The sequence below is a fragment of the Allobosea sp. 10L422 genome, from assembly GCF_056395345.1.
The window spans coordinates 48,846-72,390 of sequence record NZ_JBFTJI010000004.1 but is presented as its reverse complement, the minus strand read 5'-3'; the positions used below and the strand labels follow the sequence as shown (position 1 = coordinate 72,390).

At 60.8% G+C, this 23,545-nt stretch carries 15 protein-coding genes; 9 read left to right on the top strand and 6 right to left on the bottom strand.

Features of this window, described 5'->3' with window-relative positions; all coding sequences use genetic code 11:
- The first annotated feature begins 12 nt into the window (after nucleotides 1-12).
- From wecB to AC1DEZ_RS10395, 6 genes are all read left to right on the top strand, one after another.
- Nucleotides 13-1,269, top strand: a complete 1,257-nt coding sequence (gene wecB, locus AC1DEZ_RS10420; protein ID WP_441511259.1) for a non-hydrolyzing UDP-N-acetylglucosamine 2-epimerase — start codon at nucleotides 13-15, stop codon at nucleotides 1,267-1,269.
- Complete coding sequence (locus AC1DEZ_RS10415) at nucleotides 1,266-2,456, top strand: glycosyltransferase family 2 protein (protein ID WP_441511258.1); 1,191 nt, start codon at nucleotides 1,266-1,268, stop codon at nucleotides 2,454-2,456. The genes wecB and AC1DEZ_RS10415 overlap by 4 nt, the downstream gene beginning before the upstream one ends.
- 50 nt (nucleotides 2,457-2,506) lie before the next feature.
- The gene (locus AC1DEZ_RS10410; RefSeq protein WP_441511257.1) at nucleotides 2,507-3,493 is read left to right on the top strand and encodes a hypothetical protein; all 987 of its coding nucleotides are present in this window, start codon (nucleotides 2,507-2,509) and stop codon (nucleotides 3,491-3,493) included.
- Nucleotides 3,494-4,160: 667 nt separating this feature from the next.
- Complete coding sequence (locus tag AC1DEZ_RS10405; RefSeq protein WP_441511256.1) at nucleotides 4,161-6,377, top strand: hypothetical protein; 2,217 nt, start codon at nucleotides 4,161-4,163, stop codon at nucleotides 6,375-6,377.
- 236 nt (nucleotides 6,378-6,613) lie between these two features.
- Nucleotides 6,614-8,860, top strand: a complete 2,247-nt coding sequence (locus AC1DEZ_RS10400; protein WP_441511255.1) for a type I secretion system permease/ATPase — start codon at nucleotides 6,614-6,616, stop codon at nucleotides 8,858-8,860.
- A gap of 37 nt (nucleotides 8,861-8,897) precedes the next feature.
- Nucleotides 8,898-10,796, top strand: a complete 1,899-nt coding sequence (locus AC1DEZ_RS10395) for an HlyD family type I secretion periplasmic adaptor subunit (RefSeq protein ID WP_441511254.1) — start codon at nucleotides 8,898-8,900, stop codon at nucleotides 10,794-10,796.
- Between the two features lie 83 nt (nucleotides 10,797-10,879).
- Here the strand turns inward: AC1DEZ_RS10395 and AC1DEZ_RS10390 are convergent, their stop codons facing one another.
- The 4 genes from AC1DEZ_RS10390 to AC1DEZ_RS10375 all read right to left on the bottom strand — a co-directional run bounded on the left by AC1DEZ_RS10390 (nucleotide 10,880) and on the right by AC1DEZ_RS10375 (nucleotide 15,310).
- Nucleotides 10,880-11,488, bottom strand: a complete 609-nt coding sequence (locus AC1DEZ_RS10390) for a sigma-70 family RNA polymerase sigma factor (RefSeq protein WP_441511253.1) — start codon at nucleotides 11,486-11,488, stop codon at nucleotides 10,880-10,882.
- 97 nt (nucleotides 11,489-11,585) lie between these two features.
- Nucleotides 11,586-12,872, bottom strand: coding sequence for a polysaccharide biosynthesis/export family protein (locus AC1DEZ_RS10385; protein ID WP_441511252.1), 1,287 nt, complete (start codon nucleotides 12,870-12,872; stop codon nucleotides 11,586-11,588).
- A gap of 17 nt (nucleotides 12,873-12,889) precedes the next feature.
- Complete coding sequence (locus AC1DEZ_RS10380) at nucleotides 12,890-14,473, bottom strand: Wzz/FepE/Etk N-terminal domain-containing protein (protein WP_441511251.1); 1,584 nt, start codon at nucleotides 14,471-14,473, stop codon at nucleotides 12,890-12,892.
- A gap of 123 nt (nucleotides 14,474-14,596) precedes the next feature.
- A complete protein-coding gene (locus tag AC1DEZ_RS10375; RefSeq protein ID WP_441511250.1) occupies nucleotides 14,597-15,310 on the bottom strand; it encodes a DUF3102 domain-containing protein in 714 nt (237 codons plus the stop codon).
- A gap of 842 nt (nucleotides 15,311-16,152) precedes the next feature.
- Here AC1DEZ_RS10375 and AC1DEZ_RS10370 point away from each other — a divergent pair.
- Nucleotides 16,153-17,637 carry a lipopolysaccharide biosynthesis protein gene (locus AC1DEZ_RS10370; protein ID WP_441511249.1) on the top strand — a complete coding sequence of 495 codons (1,485 nt, stop codon included), beginning with the start codon at nucleotides 16,153-16,155 and terminating at the stop codon, nucleotides 17,635-17,637.
- 473 nt (nucleotides 17,638-18,110) lie between these two features.
- Nucleotides 18,111-19,094 carry a glycosyltransferase family 2 protein gene (locus AC1DEZ_RS10365; protein ID WP_441511248.1) on the top strand — a complete coding sequence of 328 codons (984 nt, stop codon included), beginning with the start codon at nucleotides 18,111-18,113 and terminating at the stop codon, nucleotides 19,092-19,094.
- Between the two features lie 151 nt (nucleotides 19,095-19,245).
- On the opposite strand, the gene AC1DEZ_RS10360 is transcribed toward AC1DEZ_RS10365, so the two are convergent.
- Nucleotides 19,246-20,505: a polysaccharide pyruvyl transferase family protein gene (locus AC1DEZ_RS10360; RefSeq protein ID WP_441511247.1), complete on the bottom strand. Its 1,260-nt coding sequence runs from the start codon at nucleotides 20,503-20,505 to the stop codon at nucleotides 19,246-19,248.
- 148 nt (nucleotides 20,506-20,653) lie between these two features.
- Between AC1DEZ_RS10360 and AC1DEZ_RS10355 the strand changes: the two genes are divergently transcribed.
- Nucleotides 20,654-22,201, top strand: coding sequence for a lipopolysaccharide biosynthesis protein (locus AC1DEZ_RS10355; RefSeq protein ID WP_476779679.1), 1,548 nt, complete (start codon nucleotides 20,654-20,656; stop codon nucleotides 22,199-22,201).
- Nucleotides 22,202-22,203: 2 nt separating this feature from the next.
- Here AC1DEZ_RS10355 and AC1DEZ_RS10350 read toward each other — a convergent pair whose 3' ends face one another.
- Nucleotides 22,204-23,529, bottom strand: a complete 1,326-nt coding sequence (locus tag AC1DEZ_RS10350) for an NAD(P)H-dependent oxidoreductase (RefSeq protein WP_441511245.1) — start codon at nucleotides 23,527-23,529, stop codon at nucleotides 22,204-22,206.
- Nucleotides 23,530-23,545: the final 16 nt, after the last annotated feature.

The following is a 23,545-nucleotide window of genomic DNA, read 5'->3' as shown; positions in this document are numbered from 1 at the left end:
ACGAGGGCTGAGATGGCTTCCCGCAAACGCATTCTTGTCGTGATGGGCACCCGACCCGAGGCAATCAAGCTTGCCCCCCTGATCCTGACGGCGCGAGCCGACGCCGAGCGCTTTGAGATGCTGGCGGTGCGCACCAGCCAGCACAAGGAAATGCTCGATCAGGTCGTGGCCTATTTCGACCTGCCGATTCTCGCCGACCTCAACGTCATGCGCAAAGATCAAAACCTGGCGCATATCACGATGGCTGCGCTGGAAGGGCTGCAACGGGTGATCTCGGAGGTCCGACCCGATGTCGTCGTCGTACAGGGCGACACGACGACAAGCTTCGTCGGCGCACTGGCCGCATTCTATGAGAATGTTCCCGTCGCGCATGTCGAAGCCGGGCTGCGAACCTACGACAAGCAGGCCCCTTTCCCCGAGGAAGTCTATCGCCGCCTAACGAGCGTCATCGCCGACTATCATTTCGCTCCGACCGAAACGGCAAGGTACAACCTGCTGAAGGAGAATGTTCCGGCAGAGACGATATGGGTCACCGGAAACACCGCGATCGATGCGTTGCTGCTGACTCTCTCGAAGTCGGCCCCTACGCTGGCGCGCGCGTCCTCGCCGACCTTGCTTCTGACGACGCATCGCCGCGAGAACCATGGCGAGCCGATGCAGCGCATCTGCGAGGCCGTGCTCATCCTGCTCGAGCGTTTCCCGAATTTGCGCGTGGTCTGCCCCGTGCACCTCAGTCCGCGCGTGCGCCAGGTCGTGGAGCCGATGCTGGGCTCGCACGCACGCGTCTCGCTCATCGAGCCGCTTGCCTACGAACAGTTCGTGCTCGCGATGAACAGCGCCCACATCATCCTTTCGGATTCCGGTGGCGTTCAGGAAGAGGCGCCGGCTCTTGGCAAGCCCGTCCTGGTCCTCAGGGACACCACTGAGCGTCCGGAGGCTGTCGAAGCCGGCACTGCGCGCCTTGTCGGCACCGAGGTCCATACAATCGTCTCGGCCTGCGAGGAACTGCTTACCGACCCCGAGGCGTATCGCGCGATGGCGCAGGCCAAGAACCCGTTCGGCGACGGCCACGCTTCCGAACAGATCCTTGACGTCCTGGCCAGGTCGCTGGGCGGCACCGAACGCCGCGGCAAGGCCGATCCGACAAAAGCACTCGCGAACCTCCCGCGCGATCGAAGCGTGCCTGCCGAAGCAATCCTCCAAGCGGCACTCGCAGCGGAGGCGACGGCACGGATGCCAGCGAACGTTCCGGGGCCAGGGTCATCATGACGGCCGTGATCGGAACGGTCACCTTCGCATTGGTCATACTGGGTCTCCTGATCGCGATCGCCGTCGCTTTTCTCGCTATGCAGATTGGCGCGGCACTCCTGCCGACGCGGCGGTTGGCGGCAGCGCTCTCGACGCCCTGCCCACGCTTCGCGATCATCATGCCCGCCCATAATGAAGAAGCGATCATCGCGCACTCGATCGCTTCGATCATGCCTCAATTGCCCCCGGTCGGGCGCCTGCTGGTGGTGGCCGACAACTGCTCCGACGACACCGCGCAGGCGGCGGCGCGCGCAGGCGCAGATGTGACGATCCGCCGGGACACGACGCGGATCGGAAAAGGCTATGCCCTCGATCACGGTGTCCGGGCGCTCGGCTCCGATCCGCCGCAGATCATCGTCATCATCGACGCCGATTGCGAAGTGATGCCCGGCGCGCTCGAAACCCTGGCCAAGCAATGCGCTGCGACGGGGCGCCCGGCCCAGGCGCGATACTCGATGCTGGCGCCTCCATCGCCAAGCCCGGCGGACAAGGTTTCGCGGCTGGCCTGGACGATCAAGACCTTCGTGCGGCCATTGGGCTCCGCGCGTCTGGGGTGGCCGTGCCAGCTGATGGGCTCGGGGATGGCGCTGCCCTTCTCCCTCGCCAGCCAGCTCGAGCTCGCAACGGGGCATCTCGCGGAAGATCAGAAATTCGGTGCCGAGCTTGCCATTGTGGGAAAGCCGCCATCCTTTTGCCCCGACGCGCAGATCGTCAGCCAGCTTCCCCAGGGCGAGACCGGAAAGCGCCAGCAACGCACGCGATGGGAGCATGGCCATCTTGCGATCATCGGAGAGTTCTTTTTTCCGCTGATCCGGCACTCAATATCAAAGGGCAGCCTGAATCTGTTCGCCTTCACGCTCGACCTCTGCATTCCGCCGCTGACGCTGCTGGCGTTGTCAATCGTGGTGATGTGGGGCCTGAGCCTGTCATGGTTCGTCATGACGGGGGCTGCGAGCCCGCTTGTCGTCGCCTCGAGCGCGCTCGCCTGCTTCGCAGGGGTCATCGGCGTCGCGTGGTGGCGTTTCGCACAGGAGATCATTTCCTGGCGTGAGCTGGCGGCGGCGCCAGCCTATTGCCTGCGCAAGCTTCCATCGCTCATCCGCTTCTTCGTCAATCGCCAGATCAATTGGGTCCGGACGGAGCGATGAAGGCGTACCGCCGCCTGGATACGGGGGCGTTTTTTTGAGGCAGTCGGTCGATGGGATCGTATCGCATATCGCAAAGCCTGCGAGCTCTGCCCTTCCCGGTTCTGGCCCTGCTCGCCTGCCCATTCGCGATCGCTGTCGCCGCATGCTGGTCATCCGCTTCAGCAGACGACACACGGATCGCCCTCGGCGACAGACCGGGTGGTCAGTTCACCCTCGGCCAACGGCCATTCGCGGCCAGTTCGTCGTGGAACACGCCCATCGCACCGAACGCCACTTTCGAAGCGATCGATTGGCCAATGGGCGCCCGCTTCGGCGTCGCCTGGAGCAGCTATTCTCCCGCCATTCATGTGAGCTCAGCATCGGACCCCGTTGTCTCCGTCGAGCATCCAGCAAGCTGGGGGCTCCCCGCCGGCACCCTCAAGATCCGCATTCCCGCGTATGCGGATGGCGCGCCGGGGACAGACGGAGAATTGCTGGTGATCGACGGCGACACCGTTCATAACTTCTGGCAATTCAAGCGGTCGGGCCCCGAGACGGCGGCGGCTCAGTCCTACGCCGCAACGAACCTCGTCACCGGAGACGGCTGGGGGCGCAGGTCGCCCTTCCTGGGCGCCGGCATCGTGGCCACCGGATCGAGCCAGCTCGCCGGCCTGTTGGTCGAGGCGGAAACCGATCGCGGCGATATCCAGCATGCGCTGCAGATTGCGATCGATGCGACCTATGCGAGACCGGGCAGCGTCGGCGAGGCGATCAATGGCGACGGCAGAAACCCGGACGGTCTGGTCCAGGAAGGAGAGCGCCTGGGCATTCCAACCGGCGTTGCGATGCCGCGAGGCCTGTCGCCTCTCGGGCAAAAAGTCTTTCGCGCCTATCAAGTGTACGGTGCATTCGTGATCGACGTGGCCGGAGGCGTCACCAATTTGCGCGCCCAGGCAAATGGCTACGACCGGATGACGATCGTCGCGCTGCAGCAGGATCTCGCCCGGATCTCCCCGCTGCTTCAGCGCCTGGGGCAGCGGCGCCAGGGAAATCCGTGACCTCCGGATGACCGCAAGCCAAGGCCCGCTCGAAACGAGCGCCCTGAGAGCATTGCATCAAACGCATAGCTGTCAAACACTCGCGCTTGAGACTTGCGCCCCGCGCATCTCATGTCCATTGTGATTATCGGGAGAATCGTTGATTCTATAGAGCGTTCAGCCAAAGAAGCGGATCATATAGTTAAGATATCCCCAGATTTTTGTGCCCAAACAATTTCATTTTGGCATCACATTCCAAACACGATATCTGGCCACGTTCGCTGGTGGATGGGCCTTTGATTCGCCACCAGATATGGCGATGACCCGTCATCCGACCGCTAATCGCGCGGCGTGCCTGTCTATTTCGCTGCGTTTCCATGGAACGGCGAGGACTACCCGGCTGGCCTACTAATTCCGCTCCCGTTCCTTTCTATATAAAACTAAGGAAAATAGGCTTATGACCTCACTCGAAACTCGGCCATTTACTGCGTCTTCGAGTTGGAATACACAAGTTGCTAGTGACGCAACATTCACAAAACTCAATTGGCCCGGATCAACTGGATACAATTACGGCGCCGCCTGGAGCAGTTACTCACCTTCGGTTTATGTTGCTTCATCTTCCGATCCACTTGTCCAGGTCACGTATCCACCGGGATGGGGATATCCTGGCGGCACCATCAGCATTCACATGCCGGCGGCCGCGAACGGCGCCGCGGGTACCGATGGCGAACTGATCGTCATCGACGGTGACGTTGCGTATAACTTCTGGCAGTTCAAAAGGACGAGTAACACGACCGGTTCGGCCGCTTCGTTCGGGGCCGAAAACGTCGTCACCGGTGACGGGTGGGGCAGCAAGTCGCCCTTCCTCGGCGCGGGCATCACGGCTGTCGGCGCGAGCCAGCTCGGCGGCCTTATCGTGAAGGACGAGACCAACGATGGATCGATCGATCACGCGCTGCAGCTCGCGGTCGACTTCGGCCTCGCCAAGCCCGGCGCTGTCGGCCAGGCCATCTCCAGCGACGGCAGCAACGCTTCGGGCATCGTCCAGGAAGGGCAACACCTCGCGATTCCGCCGGGTACGCCGATGCCGGCTGGCCTCTCCGCACTTGGCCAGCAAGTCTTCAAGGCCATGCAGCAGTACGGCGCCTATGTCGTCGACGTAGCCGGCGGCACGACCAACGTCCGTATGCAGGCCAACGCCTTCGACGAGGCAACACACTCTGCGTTGTTGAAGGACGTGCAGAGCATCACGCCGTTGCTGCAAGCCGTGAGTGGTGGCACGCCGGGCTCGGGAAATCCGGGGACCAATCCTACCAATCCGACGAACCCGACGAACCCGACCAACCCCACTACCCCAACCAACCCGACAACCCCGACCACGCCCGCAGCCGACACGACTGCGCCGACGGTGCAGTGGGTTGCGGCCAACGGGACGGGGGTCACGAATGGTACCGGCACGGTCAAAGCCGGTGACACCGTGAGCCTTACGCTGAAATTCAGCGAGTTGGTCAACGTCAGCGGCACGCCGACCTTGTCGCTGAACAGCAACGGTACCGCCAAGTATGTGGGTGGTTCCGGCACCGACACCTTGCGGTTCGACTACACTGTTGCCGCGGGCGAGAATGCCGCCGATCTTGAGATCAGTGGTTTCAACCTGTCGGGGGTGAAGGACCTGGCCGGCAATGTTGCCAATGTCGCCTACGCACCGCATCAGCCTGCCGGAACGCTGGCTGTCCAGACCCAGGCGCCGATCGACCCCACGCCCCCGGTAAACCCAACGACGCCGGTCACCCCCACGACTCCGGCCGATACAACGAAGCCCAAGGTGCAGTGGATCGCCGCCAACGGCTCCGGTCTCACCAACGGCAACGGGACGGTTCGCGCCGGCGACACCGTTCGGTTGTCGGTCAACTTCAACGAGGCGATGACCGTCAACGGCACGCCGACCTTGTCGTTGAACAGTAACGGCACCGCCAAGTACGTCAGTGGCTCCGGCACCAACACCTTGCAGTTCGACTACACGGTGGGTGCCGGCCAGAAGGCCTCGGACCTCGCGGTCACCGGCTACAATCTGGGCGGCGTCACGGATCAGGCAGGCAATAGCGTCAACCTCTCCGGTGCGCCACTTCAGCCCGCCGGAACGCTTGTCGTCAGCGCGACGTCGTCGGCCGATACCACCAAGCCAAAGGTCCAGTGGATCGCGGCCAACGGATCCGGTCTCACCAACGGAAACGGCACCGTTCGCTCTGGCGACACCGTGTATTTTTCGGTCAACTTCAACGAAGTGGTCACCGTCAACGGTACGCCGACCCTGTCGCTGAACAGCAACGGCACCGCCAAATACGTCAGCGGCGCCGGCACCAACACCCTGCAGTTCAGCTACAAGGTGGGAGCCGGTGAGAAGGCCTCCGACCTTGCGGTGACCAAGTACAACCTGGGTGGTGTTGCGGATAAGGCAGGCAATAGCGTCAACCTCTCCGGTGCGCCACTTCAGCCCGCCGGAACGCTTGTCGTCAGCACGACGTCGGCCAGTCAACGGACGACAGCGCTCACCTCGTCGGCGACCGCTCTTGCGGCCCCTGCGACGGTGGCGTCCACTGTCGACCCGTCCGCGACCGCTTCGTCGTCGGCTTTGCCGACGACATCGGACGCTTCACTTGGCAACACCAGCCAGGCGAATCTGACGGACCTGACGTTCGGCAGCCGCAAGACGGTTGGCTTCCCCGGCTTCCAGGACAATGGTGCAAGCGCTGCACCGTCCGACAGCTCGGTGACGCCGAAGCTTGCCCTGTTGAGTCAGTACGCGGCCTCCAGCTTCGCCGCGCCTTCGGCGACGTCCACCGCTGCTCAGATGCAGGGATGGTTGAACAACGTCGCCCAGACGCTCGCGAAGTCACACGCGTAATGCATCGGCCCGAAAGGTGGGTTTCCCACCTTTCGGGCATCCGACGCGTCAAGACTGACGCCGTGCGTCCGCAAGGGCGCACGGCGATCCAAGACGACGATCCAAGTCAGCGAAACACCGAATTCTGGCGTCTTCGTATCAACGCGGCATGAGAGCGTTTTGACGCTCGTCGTAGTGTGCACGTGGGCAACTCCCCGCGCGCATGCGTCAAACGATTTATACGCGGGACAAAAAGCTTGAAAAAGCCCGATAACGATACCCTTCCGTTGCCTGATGGCGGCCTGGCCGCGCTCATGTTCATCCTGAGCAGTCAGGGCGTGAGCGTAACCCCGGAGCAGATCCAGCATCAGTTTCCAGGTCGCCGCATCGGCGTCACGGAGATGATCCGCTGCGCCAAGAGCCTGGGCCTCAAGGCCCGCTCCATAACGACGAATTGGGAGCGCCTGGCGCATACGCCGCTCCCCGTGATTGCCGCCATGCGCGACGGGAGCTTCCTGCTGCTCGGACGCTGCGGCGAAGACAGCATCCTCGTCCAGGCGCCGAACGCGCCGCGGCCGAGCATGATGTCTCGGGCCGAGCTGGAAGCGGCCTGGGACGGCCGGCTCGTGCTGATGACGAAGCGGGCTTCGCTGACCGATCTCGCCCGCCGTTTCGACGTCACATGGTTCATGGGCGCCATCCACAAGTACCGGTGGCTCCTCACCGAAGTTCTGGTGGCGTCGTTCTTCCTCCAACTCTTCGGCCTGATCTCGCCGCTGTTCTTCCAAGTCGTCATCGACAAGGTTCTCGTGCATCGAAGCATGAGCACGCTGGACGTGCTCGCTTTCGGCCTCGTGGCGATCGCCGTGTTCGAGGTCGTCCTCGGCGCCTTGCGAACCTACCTGTTCTCCCACACCACGAACCGGATCGACGTCGAGCTCGGCGCGCGCCTGTTTCGTCACTTGCTGGCGCTGCCGATCGGCTATTTCCAGGCGAGACGCGTCGGCGACTCTGTCGCTCGCGTGCGCGAGCTCGAGAACATCCGTAACTTCCTCACCAGCTCGGGGCTGACGCTCGTCATCGATCTGTTCTTCACGGTCGTCTTCGTCGCCGCGCTGTTCTTCTATTCGCCGCAGCTGACCTGGATCGTGCTGGCGTCGCTACCCGTCTATGTCGCGATATCCGCGGGCGTGACGCCGCTCTTTCGTCGGTACCTCGACGAGAAATTCGCCCGTGGCGCGGAGAACCAGGCCTTTCTGGTCGAGAGCGTGACGGCAGTCGAAACGCTCAAGGCCATGGCGATCGAACCCCAGATGCAACAGCGCTGGGAGGAGCAGCTGGCGGCCTATGTCGCAGCAAGCTTCCGGGTGCTGAGCCTGGGTAACGTCGCCAGCGAGACCGTTCAGCTCGTCAGCAAGATCGTGACCGCAGCGATCCTGTATGTCGGCGCGAAGCTGGTCATCGGCGGCAGCCTTTCGGTCGGCGAGCTCATTGCGTTCAACCTGCTCGCCGGGCGCGTCAGCGGCCCCGTGCTGCGGCTGGCGCAAATCTGGCAGGAATTCCACCAGACGCGGCTGTCGATCGCCCGCCTCGGCGATATTCTCAACACCACGCCAGAGCCGGCCTACAACCCCAGCCGCACGGCCCTCCCCTCGGTCCGCGGCGACATCTCCTTCGAGCATGTCACGTTCCGTTACCGGATCGACGGGCCGGAGATTCTTCGCGACGTCAGCCTGAATATTCCGGCCGGGCAAATGATCGGCATCGTGGGCCCGTCCGGGTCAGGCAAGAGCACCTTGGCCAAGCTCGCCCAGCGGCTCTACGTGCCGGAAAGCGGCCGGGTTCTGGTCGACGGGGTCGATGTCGCCCAGATCGATCCTTCCTGGCTGCGCCGCCAGATCGGCATCGTCTTGCAAGACAATATCCTGTTCAACCGCTCGATCCGCGACAACATCGCCTTGGCCGACCCCTCCCTTCCGGCGGAAAAGGTGATCGAGGCCGCGACGCTGGCAGGCGCGCATGAGTTCATCCTCAAACTGCCGGAGGGCTACGACACGATCGTCGGCGAGCGCGGCGGCAGCCTGTCCGGCGGGCAGCGCCAACGCATCGCCATTGCCCGCGCCCTGGCGACCAATCCGCGCATCCTGATCTTCGATGAGGCAACCAGCGCGCTCGACTACGAGAGCGAGCACATCATCCAGCAGAACATGGCGCAGATCGCGCGCTCAAGGACGGTGCTCATTATCGCGCATCGCCTCTCCACCCTGCGGATGGCCGATCGCATCGTGACCATCGAAGGCGGCCGCCTGATCGAGGATGGCACGCATGAGACGCTGATGCGGACGGGCGGGCGCTACGCCACGCTACACCGCCTCCAGTCCGGACTGCCTGAGGCCGGAAGCCCGCCGGCGACGGCGAGCCACACGGCCGCTCGATCCGCGACCGCGAACACCATCGACTCGACCGCCCTTTCCGTAGCCCAGGGGACACATGCGGCGCGCTGATTTCCCGGAGGGAAGCAGCCGCGGCGAAGCAAACGCCATGCACGCGCTCACAAACGATCAATCTGGCCTTCTTGCCCTGGAGATGCTGCTGCGACTGCGCGGCGTCGCCGCCACGGTAGAAGAGCTTCGCCGCCATATCGGCAACGGAGCCGTCGGCATCGCCGAGATGCTGCGCGGTGCACGGGCCTATGGCTTCGCAGGGCGGTCCCAGTCCGTCACCTGGGACAAGCTGTCCGAACTTCCGCTGCCCTGCATCGCAGAGCTTCGCGGCGGCGGGTTCCTCCTGCTCGGCAAGGTGGGAGAGGAAAAGGCCGTCGTCGTGGCCTCAAACCTCACGGAGCCTACCCTGCTGACGCGGGCCGAATTTGAAGCCCAATGGGCCGGGCGTCTCGTCCTGCTGAAGCAGGCCGAGGCCGCTGCGGGTCTCACGCGCTTCGACAAGGCTGTCGCCATCCGGGCCAAACAGGCTCTGACGACGACGGCACAAGGCCTCGCGACCCGCTCGCAAGCCCTTCAGAAGGCCATTGTCGCACGATCCATGAATGAAAACCGTATGAGATCTCAGGAGCTGGCGTTCCTGCCCGCGGCGCTCGAGATCGTCGAAACCCCGCCTTCGCCTTTGGGACGCACCATCGGCCTGACCATCATCGCCGTCTTCGCCGTCGCGCTGGTGTGGGCCTGCATCGGTACGGTCGACATCGTCGCCGTTGCCCCCGGCAAGATCATACCCAGCGGCCGCACCAAAACGGTCCAGCCGTTCGAGACCGGCGTCGTTCGGGCGATCCGGGTCCATGACGGCCAGAGCGTCAAGGCGGGCGAGGTGCTGGTCGAGCTCGATACGACCACCTCCGATGCCGAGCTCGGACATCTGCAAAACGACCTGATGGCTGCACGCCTCGACATCGCCAGACTGCAGGCGGCGATCACCAACAAGGACGATCCGCTTTCGGCCTTCGCCCCGCCCGAGGACGCTCCGCCGGATCTGCTCCGGATGTACCGCGGTTTCCTCGTCAGCCAGAACGGCGAGCAAAAGGCCAAGCTCGCTGCCATCGACGGTCAGCTCGCGCAAAAGGGAGCCGAACGCGACACGATCCAGGCTTCCGTCGACAAGCTGAAGTCTACCATCGTGCCGCTCCAGCAGCGCGTCGAAATCCGCGAGCAGCTTTTCCAGAAGGAGCTTGGCTCCAAGGTGACTTACCTCACCGAACTGCAGGACCTCGTCGGCCAGCGCCAGGATATCCTCGTTCAGGAGAAGCGCGGCAACGAGACGAATGCTGCAGTCACCGCACTCATGGAGACACGCACGAAAACCATTGCCGAGTATGAGCGGACCCTTTTCGACGAGCTGACCAAAGCGCAGCAGAAGGCCGCGGGCCTCAAGCGGGATATCGTGAAGGCCGAGCAGCGCAAAAACCTGCAAAGGCTGACGGCACCTGTCGACGGCATCGTGCAGCAGCTCGCTATCCACACGATCGGCGGCGTGGTGACGCCTGCGCAGTCGCTGATGCTCGTCGTTCCGGCGGAAAGCCGGCTGGAAATCGAGGCGATGATCTCGAACCGGGATATCGGCTTTGTCAGCGCGGGCCAGGAGGCCGCGATCAAGATCGACACCTTCAATTTCACGCGCTACGGCCTGCTGCGAGGAACCATTCTCAACGTGTCGCAGGATGCCATCGCGCGCGACAAGATCCCCGACAGCTCAGCCGACAAGACGTCGGGCGCGAACACCGACAGCAGCGAGCCGCGCGGCCAGGAACTGCTCTATTCCGCGCGCGTCTCCCTCGACCGCACGCAATTGGCGATCGAGGACAAGCAGGTCAATCTGTCGCCCGGCATGGCCGTGACGGCGGAGATCAAGACCGGAAGGCGGCGGATCATCAGCTATCTGCTCTCGCCGCTCTCCCGCTACCAGCACGACAGCTTGCGCGAACGGTAAGCGCGCGGCGGTCTCGCACGGGTTCCGTGCGAGACCGCTCGGAGATCGTAAGGTACGGCGCCGGAGCCTCGATTCTCCGGCGTTCAGAAAAGCCACCGCGTGGAATCCATGCCCTGATGGCCGACCATGACCGCGCGGGTCTGACTGTCGGAACCGATCTCGGCTACGCTATCGATCGCAAGCAACGCCGCCAATCGCGAGCGAGCCCGGTTGATCCTGCTCTTGATGGTTCCGGTCGTGGTGCGGCAAAGCGTGGCCGTATCTTCGTAGGATAGCCCGGCAGCCCCGACCAGCAGAAGCGCCTCGCGCTGGTCGAACGGAATCTCTCTCAAAGCCGCGCAGAATTCCTGATATTCCAGCTGGCCTTCCTGTTCCGGCGCGGAGCGCAACGCCTCGGAATAGCACCCGTCAGCGTCCTCCACCTCATGGCGGCGGCGCCGGAGATCGGAGAGGTAGCAGTTTCGCAGGATCGTCGTCAGCCAGGCGCCAAGGTTCGTGCCCGGCCGAAAGGTGTCGATTTTGCTGATGGCGCGCAGCAGCGTTTCCTGAACCAGATCGTCGGATCGGTCAGCGCTGCGGCTGATGGACATCGCGTAGGCACGCAGCTGCGGCTCGAATGCCAGCATCTGCTGTTGAATCGAGAGCCCGTCACCTTCCCTCGTCTTCCCGTAGTCCTTGTCGCCGAAGGCCATCGTCGATCTCCCACTCACATCAGCGCACGCAACAATCCATGACTCAAAAGCAAAACGGGGCCGGGCGCACGGCTACGCAGATCGCGCAGCCGCGCTGCTATTGCTTGACCCGAGCAGGCACCATGATGTTGGTCTGTTCAGGCGCGCCTATACCCAGCCCGCTCGGAAGGATGCTCCTCTGAACCCTGAGCACGTCTCCGGGCAGCAGTTCGGTGCTCTCCTGCGCGTCAATCGTCTGCGCCTTCCCGTCCTGCATACGCACCACCGTCAGGCTGCGGGTTTCGACAGTGGCGTCGGAATTGCCGACCAGGGTCGGGATCGTCACCTGGGCCTCGACGAGAAGGCTCCGGTTGGTCTCGAACTTGACGCTGATGTCATCGAGATCCATCCGGACTTTCTGCACTTCGGCGGTCAAGGACGCATTCCGCTCGCTCTTCAGATCGAAGATCCTCTGATCGACCTGCGTGATGTTCTGGCGCGCCCGCAAGATCAGCGTCTGCAAGCCCTGCTCGTTCATGTCGAGCTGAGCCTGCATGCGTTCAAGATTCGTCAAGCGGCTGAGGGTCGACAGACCACGCCTGACCAGATCACGAACTTCCACGAGCTCCTTTTCAGCGCTTGCGTATTGAGCCTTGTTGGCTTGGATCTGGCGTTTGACTGCGTCGATCTCGCGTTCATACAGGTCGCGATTCTGCTCGAGGCTCTCGATCTGCGTCTTGAGTGCGTCGACGCGGATGTTCAAAAGAGAGCGCTCTTCGTCGATGAGTTGCCGCAGCCCGGTGTCGTTCTGCGACCGCATCATAAGATCCGGCGGAAACTGGATATCGGCCTTCATCACCAGTTCTGCGTTCAGGCGAGCCCGGCGCGCCGTCAGCTGCTGGTACCGCTTGACGAGAGTCCGCATTTCACCGGTTATGGTGATGCTGTCCCGATCGAGCCGCATGAGGCCGGGGTCGTTGAACCGCAGCCACCCACCGGAGAGGCTGACGACCTGCAGGACGGTCATCCCTGGTCGGAATGGATACTCACCCGGCTTCTGCACATCGCCCAGGACATAGACCGGCCGCGTCTCGAGAATTTCAACCGACGCGCCAGGCTTGTCGGAGATCCCCGCCCGCACGAAACGATCGGAAATCTGGTTCGCGATCTCGTTGGCCGAAAGGCCGTTGACCGGAATATCTCCAACGGGCGCGATGGAAATCGTACCGTTCGCGCGAACAGTGTATTCGCCGCTCAACTCAGGATATTGGAAGATCTTGATCTTGAGCTTGTCGTTAGCGCGAACGCTGTAATCAGATGTCGCACGGACTGCGCTTCCACTCACCACGCACAGAACCAGAGAAATTGATCCCGCGACATTAAGCCATGAACGGTTCCGCTTCATCGTAGCACCTTTCCGATTCATGATTGCCCCGCGACAGGCTCCGCTGGCATCGCCAGTCCGAAGAGGCCTCGTCGAATTGTCGTTGCTGCTTCCGCCTCCCAGAGCTTGTCCCCGAACTGTCCGATCATCCGATCGTCCATCATGTTCAGGACTGCTCCGATGAAGTCCGATGGCATGGCGCCCGATACCGCGAAGGCGCGCTGGACCTGCTCCATCTCTGTTTTACCCCATCTGATAACGAGCAGGATTCCGTCGAGGTCCTGCGCGGCCATGCGGAATTCGGCTCCGCGTTCAAGCGGCGGCAGGCTCACGATGATGAGGTCATAATCGGCCGAGAACTTTTGATTGCTATGCATCCACCAGTTCGCGGGCGCTTCGATGCTGTCCCAGGCCGCAGTCACAAGAACATCAGGGCCGCTTGCACGATTGCTCCGACGAGTACCGTCGCTCGGCCGCTCATTCGTCCCGGAAACAGGCACTCCGCCCGGCGACGGGGCCTGAGCGAGGGCGCGCGGCGTCTCGTTTCGATCGAGCTCCACAAGCAGCACTCTCCGCTGGCTGCGAGCCGCCATATGTGCGAGCTGCCTTGCAACCGTGGTCGCCCCCTCGTTCGCGACCGAAGACGCAATGCCGACGACGCGCGCCTTCGATGCTTCAATCGCGACCGTCATCCGGAGCAAAGTCTGATTCAGCAGCGGAACAGGCAGAAACGGATCCTCCCTCCCCTGCTCCTTCGTCGAGCGAGGCGACCGCGAAGCCGCCGAAGCACCGCATTTGAGCAAGGGGATCGCGCCGATGCATTCCAGGCCGAAATCCTCAACCTGCGCGGCGGTGCGGATCGTCTTGTCCTTGAAGTCCAGCAGCAGAGCCAGCATCGATCCGGCGACAAGTCCAACAATGAAGGCCCCGAGGATGACGAGGAGCTTGCGCGGTCCGCTCGGCCTGTCCGGAGCAAGGGCCCGCGTCATCACATAGACGCTGGGACCCAATCCCTGCAGGCGCTCCCGCAGCAGCGGCGACCTGCTGCCGTCCTGGTCCGCGCTGACCCGCGCCTGAAGCATGACCTGGCTGATGCCGTTCGCGATCCGCTCGGACTTCTCCGGGTCGGAAGTCGTTACGTTGACGAGGATGGTGTGGCTCGTTCCAATCCGCTTCAATTCGATGCGCTTGGTGAGCGCGTCGACGGCGAGTTCCTGTCTGTTGCGGCTTTCATCAGACGTCGCCGACGGCGCGCCGAACAGCCATTGCGCGATGCTTTGCAGGGACGTCGCTGGCGGAACGAATTCGGGATCCTCGGACAATTTCAGCGACTGCGCCACTTTGGTCAGCGTGCCGCGCGAGCGGATGATCTCGATCTCGTTCTCGACCTGTGTGAGATCGGCACGCCCCAGAAAAATGACCAGGTCCGGCCCCGGCTGGACTTCCTTCACGTAGATCAAAAGCTGCGTTGAAGCGGTATAATTCACCGGCCGGAGTAACGAAAAAAGCAGTCCGAGCACCGTTGAGAATACAACACAAGCAGCAACCAGCTTCCAGCGGCGACGGAGGCAATCTAAGCCGGACGGCATTAAAGATTGGCGCTCTCCAAAATAGACCGTCATTGGACTCCCGATCTCTATTCGTCTGCTGCCAATGCCCGCTCTCGGCTCGCTCGATACAGCGGCTATAGTGCCATCACCCTACTTCGGCACCGCAGGCAATTAACAAAAAGCACGCAACAATATTCACTGCAATTTGGCTGGCAGCGCCTCAAAGTTCTGAGGGGCGGGCGCGTTTGATAGTGTGAGCTCTACCCGTTCGGAATCCACGATCTGCGCAGCTCTCATCCAGACGAAAGCCCGGTTCCAAACCTCCCAACTCGTTTCTTCCATGATCGTCTCGTAGTCTTGCGGGCTGAGACGGCGAAGAATCAGCTCAGCTACCGCCCGTGCTCGATCGCCGCCGGCATTGCTGCGTTTCTCTTCAGTCGTCTTCAGAGTTTCAGGCTTGGAGAAGAACGACGAGGACATCCCTTCGCGTATCGAGCGATCGCCGGCGTCCGCCTTAGCCGTCGTCCTCGCATCCGAAGCCTGAGAATAGATTTCGTTGCGCGAGATGCGCTCGCCGTTCTCGAGCCGTTTCAGGATCGTACTACGGACCGCAGGTGGGATTTTCTTGGAAAGGTAGACGCGCAGCGTCGACGGAACCATCAGCGCGACGAGCTTCTCATCGGAATGCGCCTCACGCGCGAGCTTCATCAGGTCCTGCGCGGTTCTGATCTTGAACTCGCACGCCTTTTCGACCCACTTAACGAAGGCACCGTGAGGCATCTTTTCTTTAATGCTGAGTAGTTCACGCCCGATTTCCACAGCGTGTTCGGTCGCGGCCTTTCGAAGTTCCTTGATCCTCTGCGCGGTATCATGCAATTCCGTCGCCGAGATTTCTGCGCTCGATGCCACGATTACATCCTCACTACTCAACCCACGAGAGCAATGAGCTTACGCTTGGAGCAGTGCACAACGAAGCGAGCAAAGGGATTCCCGCCCGCACACATGAGGTAACCCTTCCGGATTACCTCAAAATTCGTCCGGCTTCTCTGAGACGCAGCCAAGGCATTGGACGAAGGCCATGAACGACTGCAGATCCGCTCCCCAAAATGACCACAGTCGCATTCCGGCCCGCTTCGGAGCCCCCAGAATGAGGCATGGATCAACGACGTTGCATTTTGGCTGATACGCGCAGTTCGCGGCGTCTGAGCCGAGCCGCCGTCTGTTCGCTTCGCGGACCTTCGGTTCGGCCACATCCGCAAGCGTCCAGGACCAGTGCGTGTTCAGGTCTTCTCCGTGGAAGCACCGTTCGCGGGATCAGGCACGACGATGGGTCAGCGCCGCCCCGCGGACGCACGACCGAAGCCAACATGCTGGCCAATGCCGGGACCTGCCCATCACTTTCTTGCTCGGCAGCCGCCATGCCGCTGATTGCACCAAAGGAGGCGGTCTACTCCGGCAAATACTTCCGCGCGCCCTTAGGCGCTGCGCCATGGCTCAAACGCGCAACGGGTTGCGCTTTTGCTCGGCGTGGGCTCCGACAACCGCCTTGTTGGCACAGATCGAAGCCCCCAAGCTCCCGGATTTCATCCGACAACGAGAAATGCTTCCAAGGCTGGGTGGTGGTCAGTCGTCCGGGCCGCAGAATCGCGCGTCGAAGCGACTCGCTCAGCCTGTGATCTCCGGAGAGTATTCGAACCCGATCACGCGCCACCGCGTTAAGCAAAGAGGGGCAATGGAGCCATCAATTCACCATGGAGAACCTTCGGGGAAAATCCATCCACGCCGGGCTCACAAAAATAATAGCCCAAATTGGACGAGTCATCATAAAAATACTGTCAACAATGGTGCTGGCGCGCCTGATTGCACCGAGCGACTATGGCTTGATCACCATGGTTGTGACTTTCACTGGCTTCTTAGGACTTTTCAGCAGCCTGGGGCTTTATCATGCTGCGATCCAGTGCGACTCGATCTCGGCGGATCAATCCTCGGCTCTTTTCTGGATAACCCTCCTCTTCGGCTTGATCCTTTTCGCCGTATGCGTCGCACTGGCCCCTGCTATCGCCTCCTTCTACGGCGACCCCAGACTTGTTGCTGCGACGATCATCATCGGAACTGGATTCATATTTTCGGGTGCCGGCATACAACATGGGGCGATGATTTCCAGGCAAATGCGCTACGGTAGAGTAGCGATAATTGAACTTACATCCGACCTGATCAGCGCAGCAGTGGCCATTTATTTCGCCTGGATCGGGTACGGGTATTTTGCTTTGGCATATATGATTGCTTTGCAGCCACTCATCGCAACTATTGGTGTGTGGTACAGCGCGAGATGGGTTCCCAAAATTCCGGGTATCGACGTGCATGTTACGATGATGTTGCGCTTCGGCAGGACCATGACGCTTACAAGCGCGATAACTTACTTCACCAGCAATTTGCAAAATGTCCTGATTGGAAAATTCTGGGGCGAAGAAGCGATAGGACTCTATGGACGCAGCAACTATTTAATATCGTTTCCAATAGATACTTTAAATAACGCCATAGGGGATGTCGCGTTCAATGCCTTGGCCCAAGTCAAGCGGGATCGCGCCCGCTTGCGGCGCTCATTCCTGCAAATCTATACATGTGTTGTTGCGTTGACGCTCCCGCTGACATTCGCTTGCGCGCTATTTGCGGACGATGTGATCGCGGTCCTCCTAGGCCCGAGATGGAGCGAAGTCGTGCCCATATTCAGGCTTTTGACGCCAACAGTGCTGGTTTTCGCAATCAACAACCCGATCGGATGGCTATTGAGCGCGCTTGGGATGGCTGAAAGAGGTTTGAAAATTGCGCTGGTCTCAGCCCCCCTGGTGCTGGCCGGGGTGATGATCGGACTACCTTACGGACCAGAGGGCGTCGCCTTGTCATACTCCGCCGTAATGATGCTGAAGGCCATTCCAATAGCCACTTGGGCACTGCGGGATACGGGAATTCACTTTCGGGATATCATGACGGGGCTGAGCGGCGCGCTTGTCGCGACTATCGCTGCCGGAATCCTATGCTACGTATTGGAAGCCGAATTATTGTCGTCAATGACGCCGCTCCTTCGACTGGCGATGCTGTCGCTGGTTTTTGCCGTAACTTACGTGCTCGTTTTGATGCGATCCGCGACGCACAGGGCGGTTTTTGCTGAAGTGCTGCAGGAAGCAAGAAATCTCGGTGTCGCTCCTCGAAAGTTTGGTTTCAAGCGCGCAGCTTGAACGGCAGGAAAGCGACTAGGGCGACCGAGTGCGCGCGCTCCGGGCCAGGCAGGGGGAAGAGTCCGAGCTTCTCGATTTCCAACTCAGCCGCGCGATCAACGCATCCGTGCTGCTGTTCGCAGCCCCTCCCGCGCGGAGACCGCTCTGGAACAGCGGCAATCGGCTGTCGTTATTTTTTTGAAGCTCAGGGGGACTGGAGCATGCGTCGCCAGGCAATGAGCCGCTCGCCAGATGCGACCCAAAATCCAAAGGCGCTGAACGCATCGAGGATGAGCACAGCAGCTCCAGCCGACCCCACACTGCGCCGACCAGCGACAGAACTCCCCCGATACCCCGGAACTCGGAATGATAAAAGCGCCAACCGCTCCTGCGGCTGGCTCGGACAAGACTGCACCGAATTCTAAACTGAACCTGCCAAGAGCCTCCTGGCATCGTCAGATGACCTTGATAAAGCGGATGGATGGAGTTTCCAAATGGCAACGCCAAAATTCAGCGTCTTGATTGCAAACTACAATAACGCTCACCTCATTCGGCAGGCGCTCGATAGTGTCCAAAAACAAACAGTTCAAGATTTTGAAATTATCGTCGTCGACGATGGGTCGACGGACAATAGCCGGTCAGTCGTCAATGAGGCGTCCGCATCGTTCGGCGGCAAGCTTCGATACATATATCAAGCGAACAAGGGCGTTTCTGGAGCGCGAAACACCGCCATCGGTGCGTCGATCGGAGATTACATCACGTTTTTGGATCCGGACGACTATTGGCATGACCGACGCCTCGAGGCTCACGCGGATGTTCTGGACAAGCATGAGAACGTCGATATTTGTTGTAGTGACTTCGAACGCCTCCATGAAGACGGCCGCTCAGAACGACACTTCAGCAAATGGGTTGCATTTCCGGACTTCCCATTTGAGAAAGAAATTTCGCGACAGGATGCGGTGAGATGGCTCCTTCGCGTCAATTTTGTAGGAACCAATGGGATTACCATTCGAAGATCATGCGCTTTGGCGGTGGGATTGTTTAACGAAGATTTGAAACAAGCCGAAGATTATGATTATTGGTTGAGATGCGCGACGAATTCGAATTTCTATGTTATTCCGCGCGTCTTACACACATACCGCATTCATCAGGGTGGGCTGACGAAGAATTTTCTTGAGAATTGTGAATATAGCCAGCGCGTCGTGCAGGAGTATGAAAGGGCCTATGGCAGTTTCATAAAATCGCACGGGCTGGAAGACGCGATCAAAAACTCGATCTCGCAACGGTGGTACGAGATCGGCAATTTGAACTTCGACAGCGGGCAGACGAGCAGAGCGTTTCGCTCGTATGTGACGGGACTTCAAGCGGAAATGTCGTTCGCGAACTTACTGCGGTTTATGTCGGTAACATTGCGCAAGACGGCCCGGCTTGCCACGTTCGATGCTCTCTCAAAAGAGCGCCTTGCTTATCGCTCCTGATCGGCAAATGGCCGCCTCTTGCCCCGCGGGATCTGCCCCCGCACCCGCCCCCCCCCGGGGGCGTTCGCCGGGGGCCATTTCTGCGATCTGCGAAACATGATCGCGGACGCGGCGACGCGTGAGGGGCACTCCAGCTCCGAAAAGCTTGGGATTATCCGGCTCTTAGACCGGTCGCGTCTGCCGCTACGCCAAAGGCTCGCCTATATTGGTCATCCAATTCGTCGCGAAACTCGAGCACTTTTTGCGCGATTTGGGCTTTGACGTCGCTGGCATCGGCCGTCAAGAGCTCGAAAGTTTGGATGAGCGCGTCTGAATCCAATGCGTGTATGTCCAAACAATAGGCCGACATGCCCATCGCAGCCATCAACGATGCGCATTTGTGATGAAAAGAAATGGCAATGACCGGCTTTCCGCCGAGCAACGCCAGCAGGACGTTGTGAAAGCGGGTCGCCACGACAAAATCCGATACGGTAAGCGCCGACAACAAGCTCTCGACCGAGGTGACAGGCTCATCAATGATCGCGTCGTCGTCCTGTGCTTGTGCGCCTTCGCCCAACAATTGAATAAAGCGGTCCCTTGCCGATACGTCCACTGTATCGCCGATGAGGGGCCTCACATTATAACCCTGGGAAATCAGCCATCTGGAGAACCGAACCAACTTGTCCCAGTAATCCTGGTCAGTCGATGCGCTGGGATTGGGGACGCTGTAATTTCCCGCGTAGCTCATGACCCCCAGGCCGATTTCGTGGGCCTTATTTCCCTCTGACGGCAAGGCCGGGATCGGCAGGCTAAATGCGAGATCCGGGTAGACTGGATCGCAGCCGGCCTTGAACCCAATACTCGCGAGGTATTCGCGGCTCGAAATCTCCCGATATGAGCGGAAATCAGCCAGCGATAGAGCCGACTTCGCGAAGAACCGGCCGAGCCGGCGGTAGAGCGGCCCTACACCTACACTCAGAAACAGCAGCCGGCATCCACAGAGCTTCGCAATAAGCGCCCATCTGAAGAGGCCGTAGGGCCCGCACCCCCCCAGCCCGAAGACATCCGTGAGCAATCCCGTCCCCGGGACGATCAACATTTGCGCGCGTCTCAGCACCATAATTGCGGAAATGCACCGCCACAGCTCGGCGGGAAACCCGAGAACGGCTCTGCGCACAAGCCGCCCCAGGGACGTCTTGGCCACCCAGAATTTGAACAGCTCTTGGTTGACTGGAACGGCTTCAACGTCGTCAGCTTTTGCAGCGTTCTCGTGATCATCGGTTATGCAGATAAATTTCGAACCGGGGTATAACCGACGAAGATTGTACAGAGCGGCCTGAAGACTACATTCATTTCCAAAATTCGTTGAGTTGAAATGACCGAAGAAAGCGATGGTCCCAGGCCCATTCCTACGCATGGCCTTGCCTTCCAAATATAAACGCCGCTTGACACGAAATTAACGCAGTCGCACATTAGCATATCTTCATGTATTTCTCAATCTGATAACGCCCTGACGAACCATCTGATCCCGCAGGCACCGCCATTTCGATAGCGCGGGCGTTACAAGGGGGGCGGGCCTATTGATCGGCAACCGCGATGCCCAGGCGCAGATGGCCGTCAACGAGCGGATGCTGTCCCCCAACCATCTGAGGGATGCTCTCGGGAAACGCACGATCGCGGGGGGCGCCATTGCGATAGGCGCCCAGTTCGTGCGCCTCGCGCTGCAGCTGGCCGGCTCGGCCATGCTTGCGCGCCTGCTTGAACCGAGCCAGTTCGGGCTTGTCGCCATGGGCAGCACGGTGACGGCCTTCGTCATCGTACTGACCGAACTCAATGTGGCGACGGCCGCGGTGCAGCGAGAGGAACTCGACCAAAACACAGCCAGCGCCTTGATGTGGATCGCCCTCGGCATGGGATGCTTGGCGTTCCTGCTCTCGGCGGTCGCTGCGCCAGCATCACTTTGGTTTTTCGAAGACCGGCGCTTACCGCTCGTTGTCCTCGGGCTCGGCCTGAACGCACCGATTTATGCGCTCGGCGGACTGCCCACCGCCCTGCTCACCCGTAACATGCGCTGGCTCGATCTGCAGATCGCCTCGCTTGGCGCTCTTGCAACCGGTCTCGTGGTCGCCGTCATCGCGGCTAAGCTGTTCTCCGCCGGCTATTGGGCGCTCGTCATTCAAACATGGGTGACGGCCTTCACGACGACGGCGGCGGTCTGGATTCTTTGCCCCTGGCGGCCAAGCATTGTGAAAGACTGGTCGGCCGCGAAAGCATCACTCAAATTTGGCTTCCATCTGACCGGCGCGATGATTCTGAATTACTTCCATCAGCAGCTCGATAATATTCTGATCGGAGCCCGTTGGGGTTCGGTCGAACTCGGCTTCTATTCGCGGGCCTACAATCTACTGGTGATACCGCTCAACTTTCTGAGCGGACCATTGGGCTCATCAATGGTGCCAGTGCTGAGTCGGCTACGCCGAGAGCCCGCAAGGTGGCGCGAAGCCTATCTCGATGCATTGAGCGTCGTCACGCTCGTAGGCGCTGCGATGGCCTGTCTCCTTTATGGAGGCGCCTCCCCTATCGTCGACATCGTGCTCGGCCCCCAATGGCAGCCTGTCAAGCTGATCTTCAGCTGTCTGGTGCTCGGCATGCTGGCATCCGTGCCGATGGGCGCGACCGGTTGGATCTATATCTCGACGGGTCGCACCGATCGCATGTTCTATTGGAGTCTGATCGGTGTCCCGATCTATGTCAGCTCGTTCTTGATGGGGCTTCCATATGGCCCGGTGGGCGTAGCGCTGTGTTACAGCATTTCGCGTTACGTCGCGTTCTTTCCTTCGATGCTCATGGCCACTTATCAGACGAATATCAGTATTTTCGATATCCTCGCCGTGATCGCCGTGCCGACGCTAACCGCAGCCGCGATCGGCTTCGCGCTCTCGCTGATAACCGCAAGTCTCTCGACGGCACCTGCGCTGGCAGCCATTGCGGCCGCCGGGCTGCTTTACGCAGGGGTTTGCGCCCTCGCCGTGCTGCATCTTCCAGTGTATCGACGCCTGCGAAGCCGCGGCCTTGACACGCTCAGCAGCGCCTATGTGCGTCTTCTACGACGCCGGCCGACCGGCTGAGATCACGCCGCAATCTTGAGCAGATCCTCGAGCCAGGTCTCGCCACGGAAATGGCGATATTGCTCAGCGCGAAGCGTGTCGGCTAGCCGTCCGGGCGGCAGGACGATGTCGTCATATGTCAGGACCTCGTCCTTCGCGATGTCGCGGACGAGGCGGCAGCCGGCGACCAAACCCTCTGGCAGATAGCGCCCGGCGCTCATTTCATCGACATTCACCGCTTCGCCATAGGTCATGTACATGCCGTAGTCGTCGAGCGTCTCGCCGGCCTTGAGGTCCCGCTTGGCGATCGCGCAGACCTCGACCACCGGGCCTCCGAGCGGCGGCGCCAGCTCATCCCGGAACAGAACCACCCGCGCAATCGACAGCGGCGTCTCGAAATGGACGAGGTGGTAAGGCGTGAAGAACGAATAGAGCGGCCCTTCGCCCATCTTGTAGAGATTGAGGTAGTGCTGCTGTTTTGGATCAGGATGCTCCGCGAGCACGAAGACTTTGGTGAGGGGGGTGCCGACGACATAGTCGATGGCGCCGCCGAGCTCTCGCAACTGGTCGATGTCGTATAGCTTGCCTATCGCCATGACGTCGTCGCGGTATTCGCGCCCGCGCGACATGCCCCGTTGAAGCACTTTGAAGCCGGTGGCATTTGCGACGATGGATTGCTCAAAGCTGATCTTGGAGCCGTCGGCGAAGCTCGTCACCATCGCCGCATTCTGCCCCCAGCGCTCCGCCCAGGCTTTTTGAGTGGTCGGGGTGCGGTACGGATCTTGTAGACCCTTGATGTTGCCGATGAGGCGAGGCGTCAGCCCCAGGCCCCGCACCCAGCGAACCAGATTCATCTGCACGCCCGGTTCATCGCCGTCGCAAGCGGAAAGAATCCGGCCATATCGGTGCGCATGCACCCGCAGGATCGGCCCGATGGTGGCATCGATCTCGGCGTTCATCAAAACCACGTCTTTGCCGTGTTTGAAAGCTTCCAGCACGAGGTGCGCGCCGAACTCGACCGAGCCGGTCGTATCGACCAGCACATCGATCTCCGGCGAGCGCGCCAATAGCATGGCATCTTCCGTTGCCGCCGGCTTTCCGGAGCGGATGATCTCATCCAGCTCCGTCTGCCTGTCCGATAGCTTGCTGTTCTCGAAGCCGGCATAGGCAAGAACGTTCAGGGCCCGCTCCGGACGGCGATTGGAGATCGCAGCCAGGCGCATTCCCGGCACGGAATGCGCGAGCTGGTTTGCAAGTCCCTGACACATGAATCCCGCGCCGAGAATGCCGACTCGGATCGGGTTGTTCTCTTCCGCACGCCTCTTCAGAGCAGTATCGACGATCAGCATGGCGCTCTACCCCTGT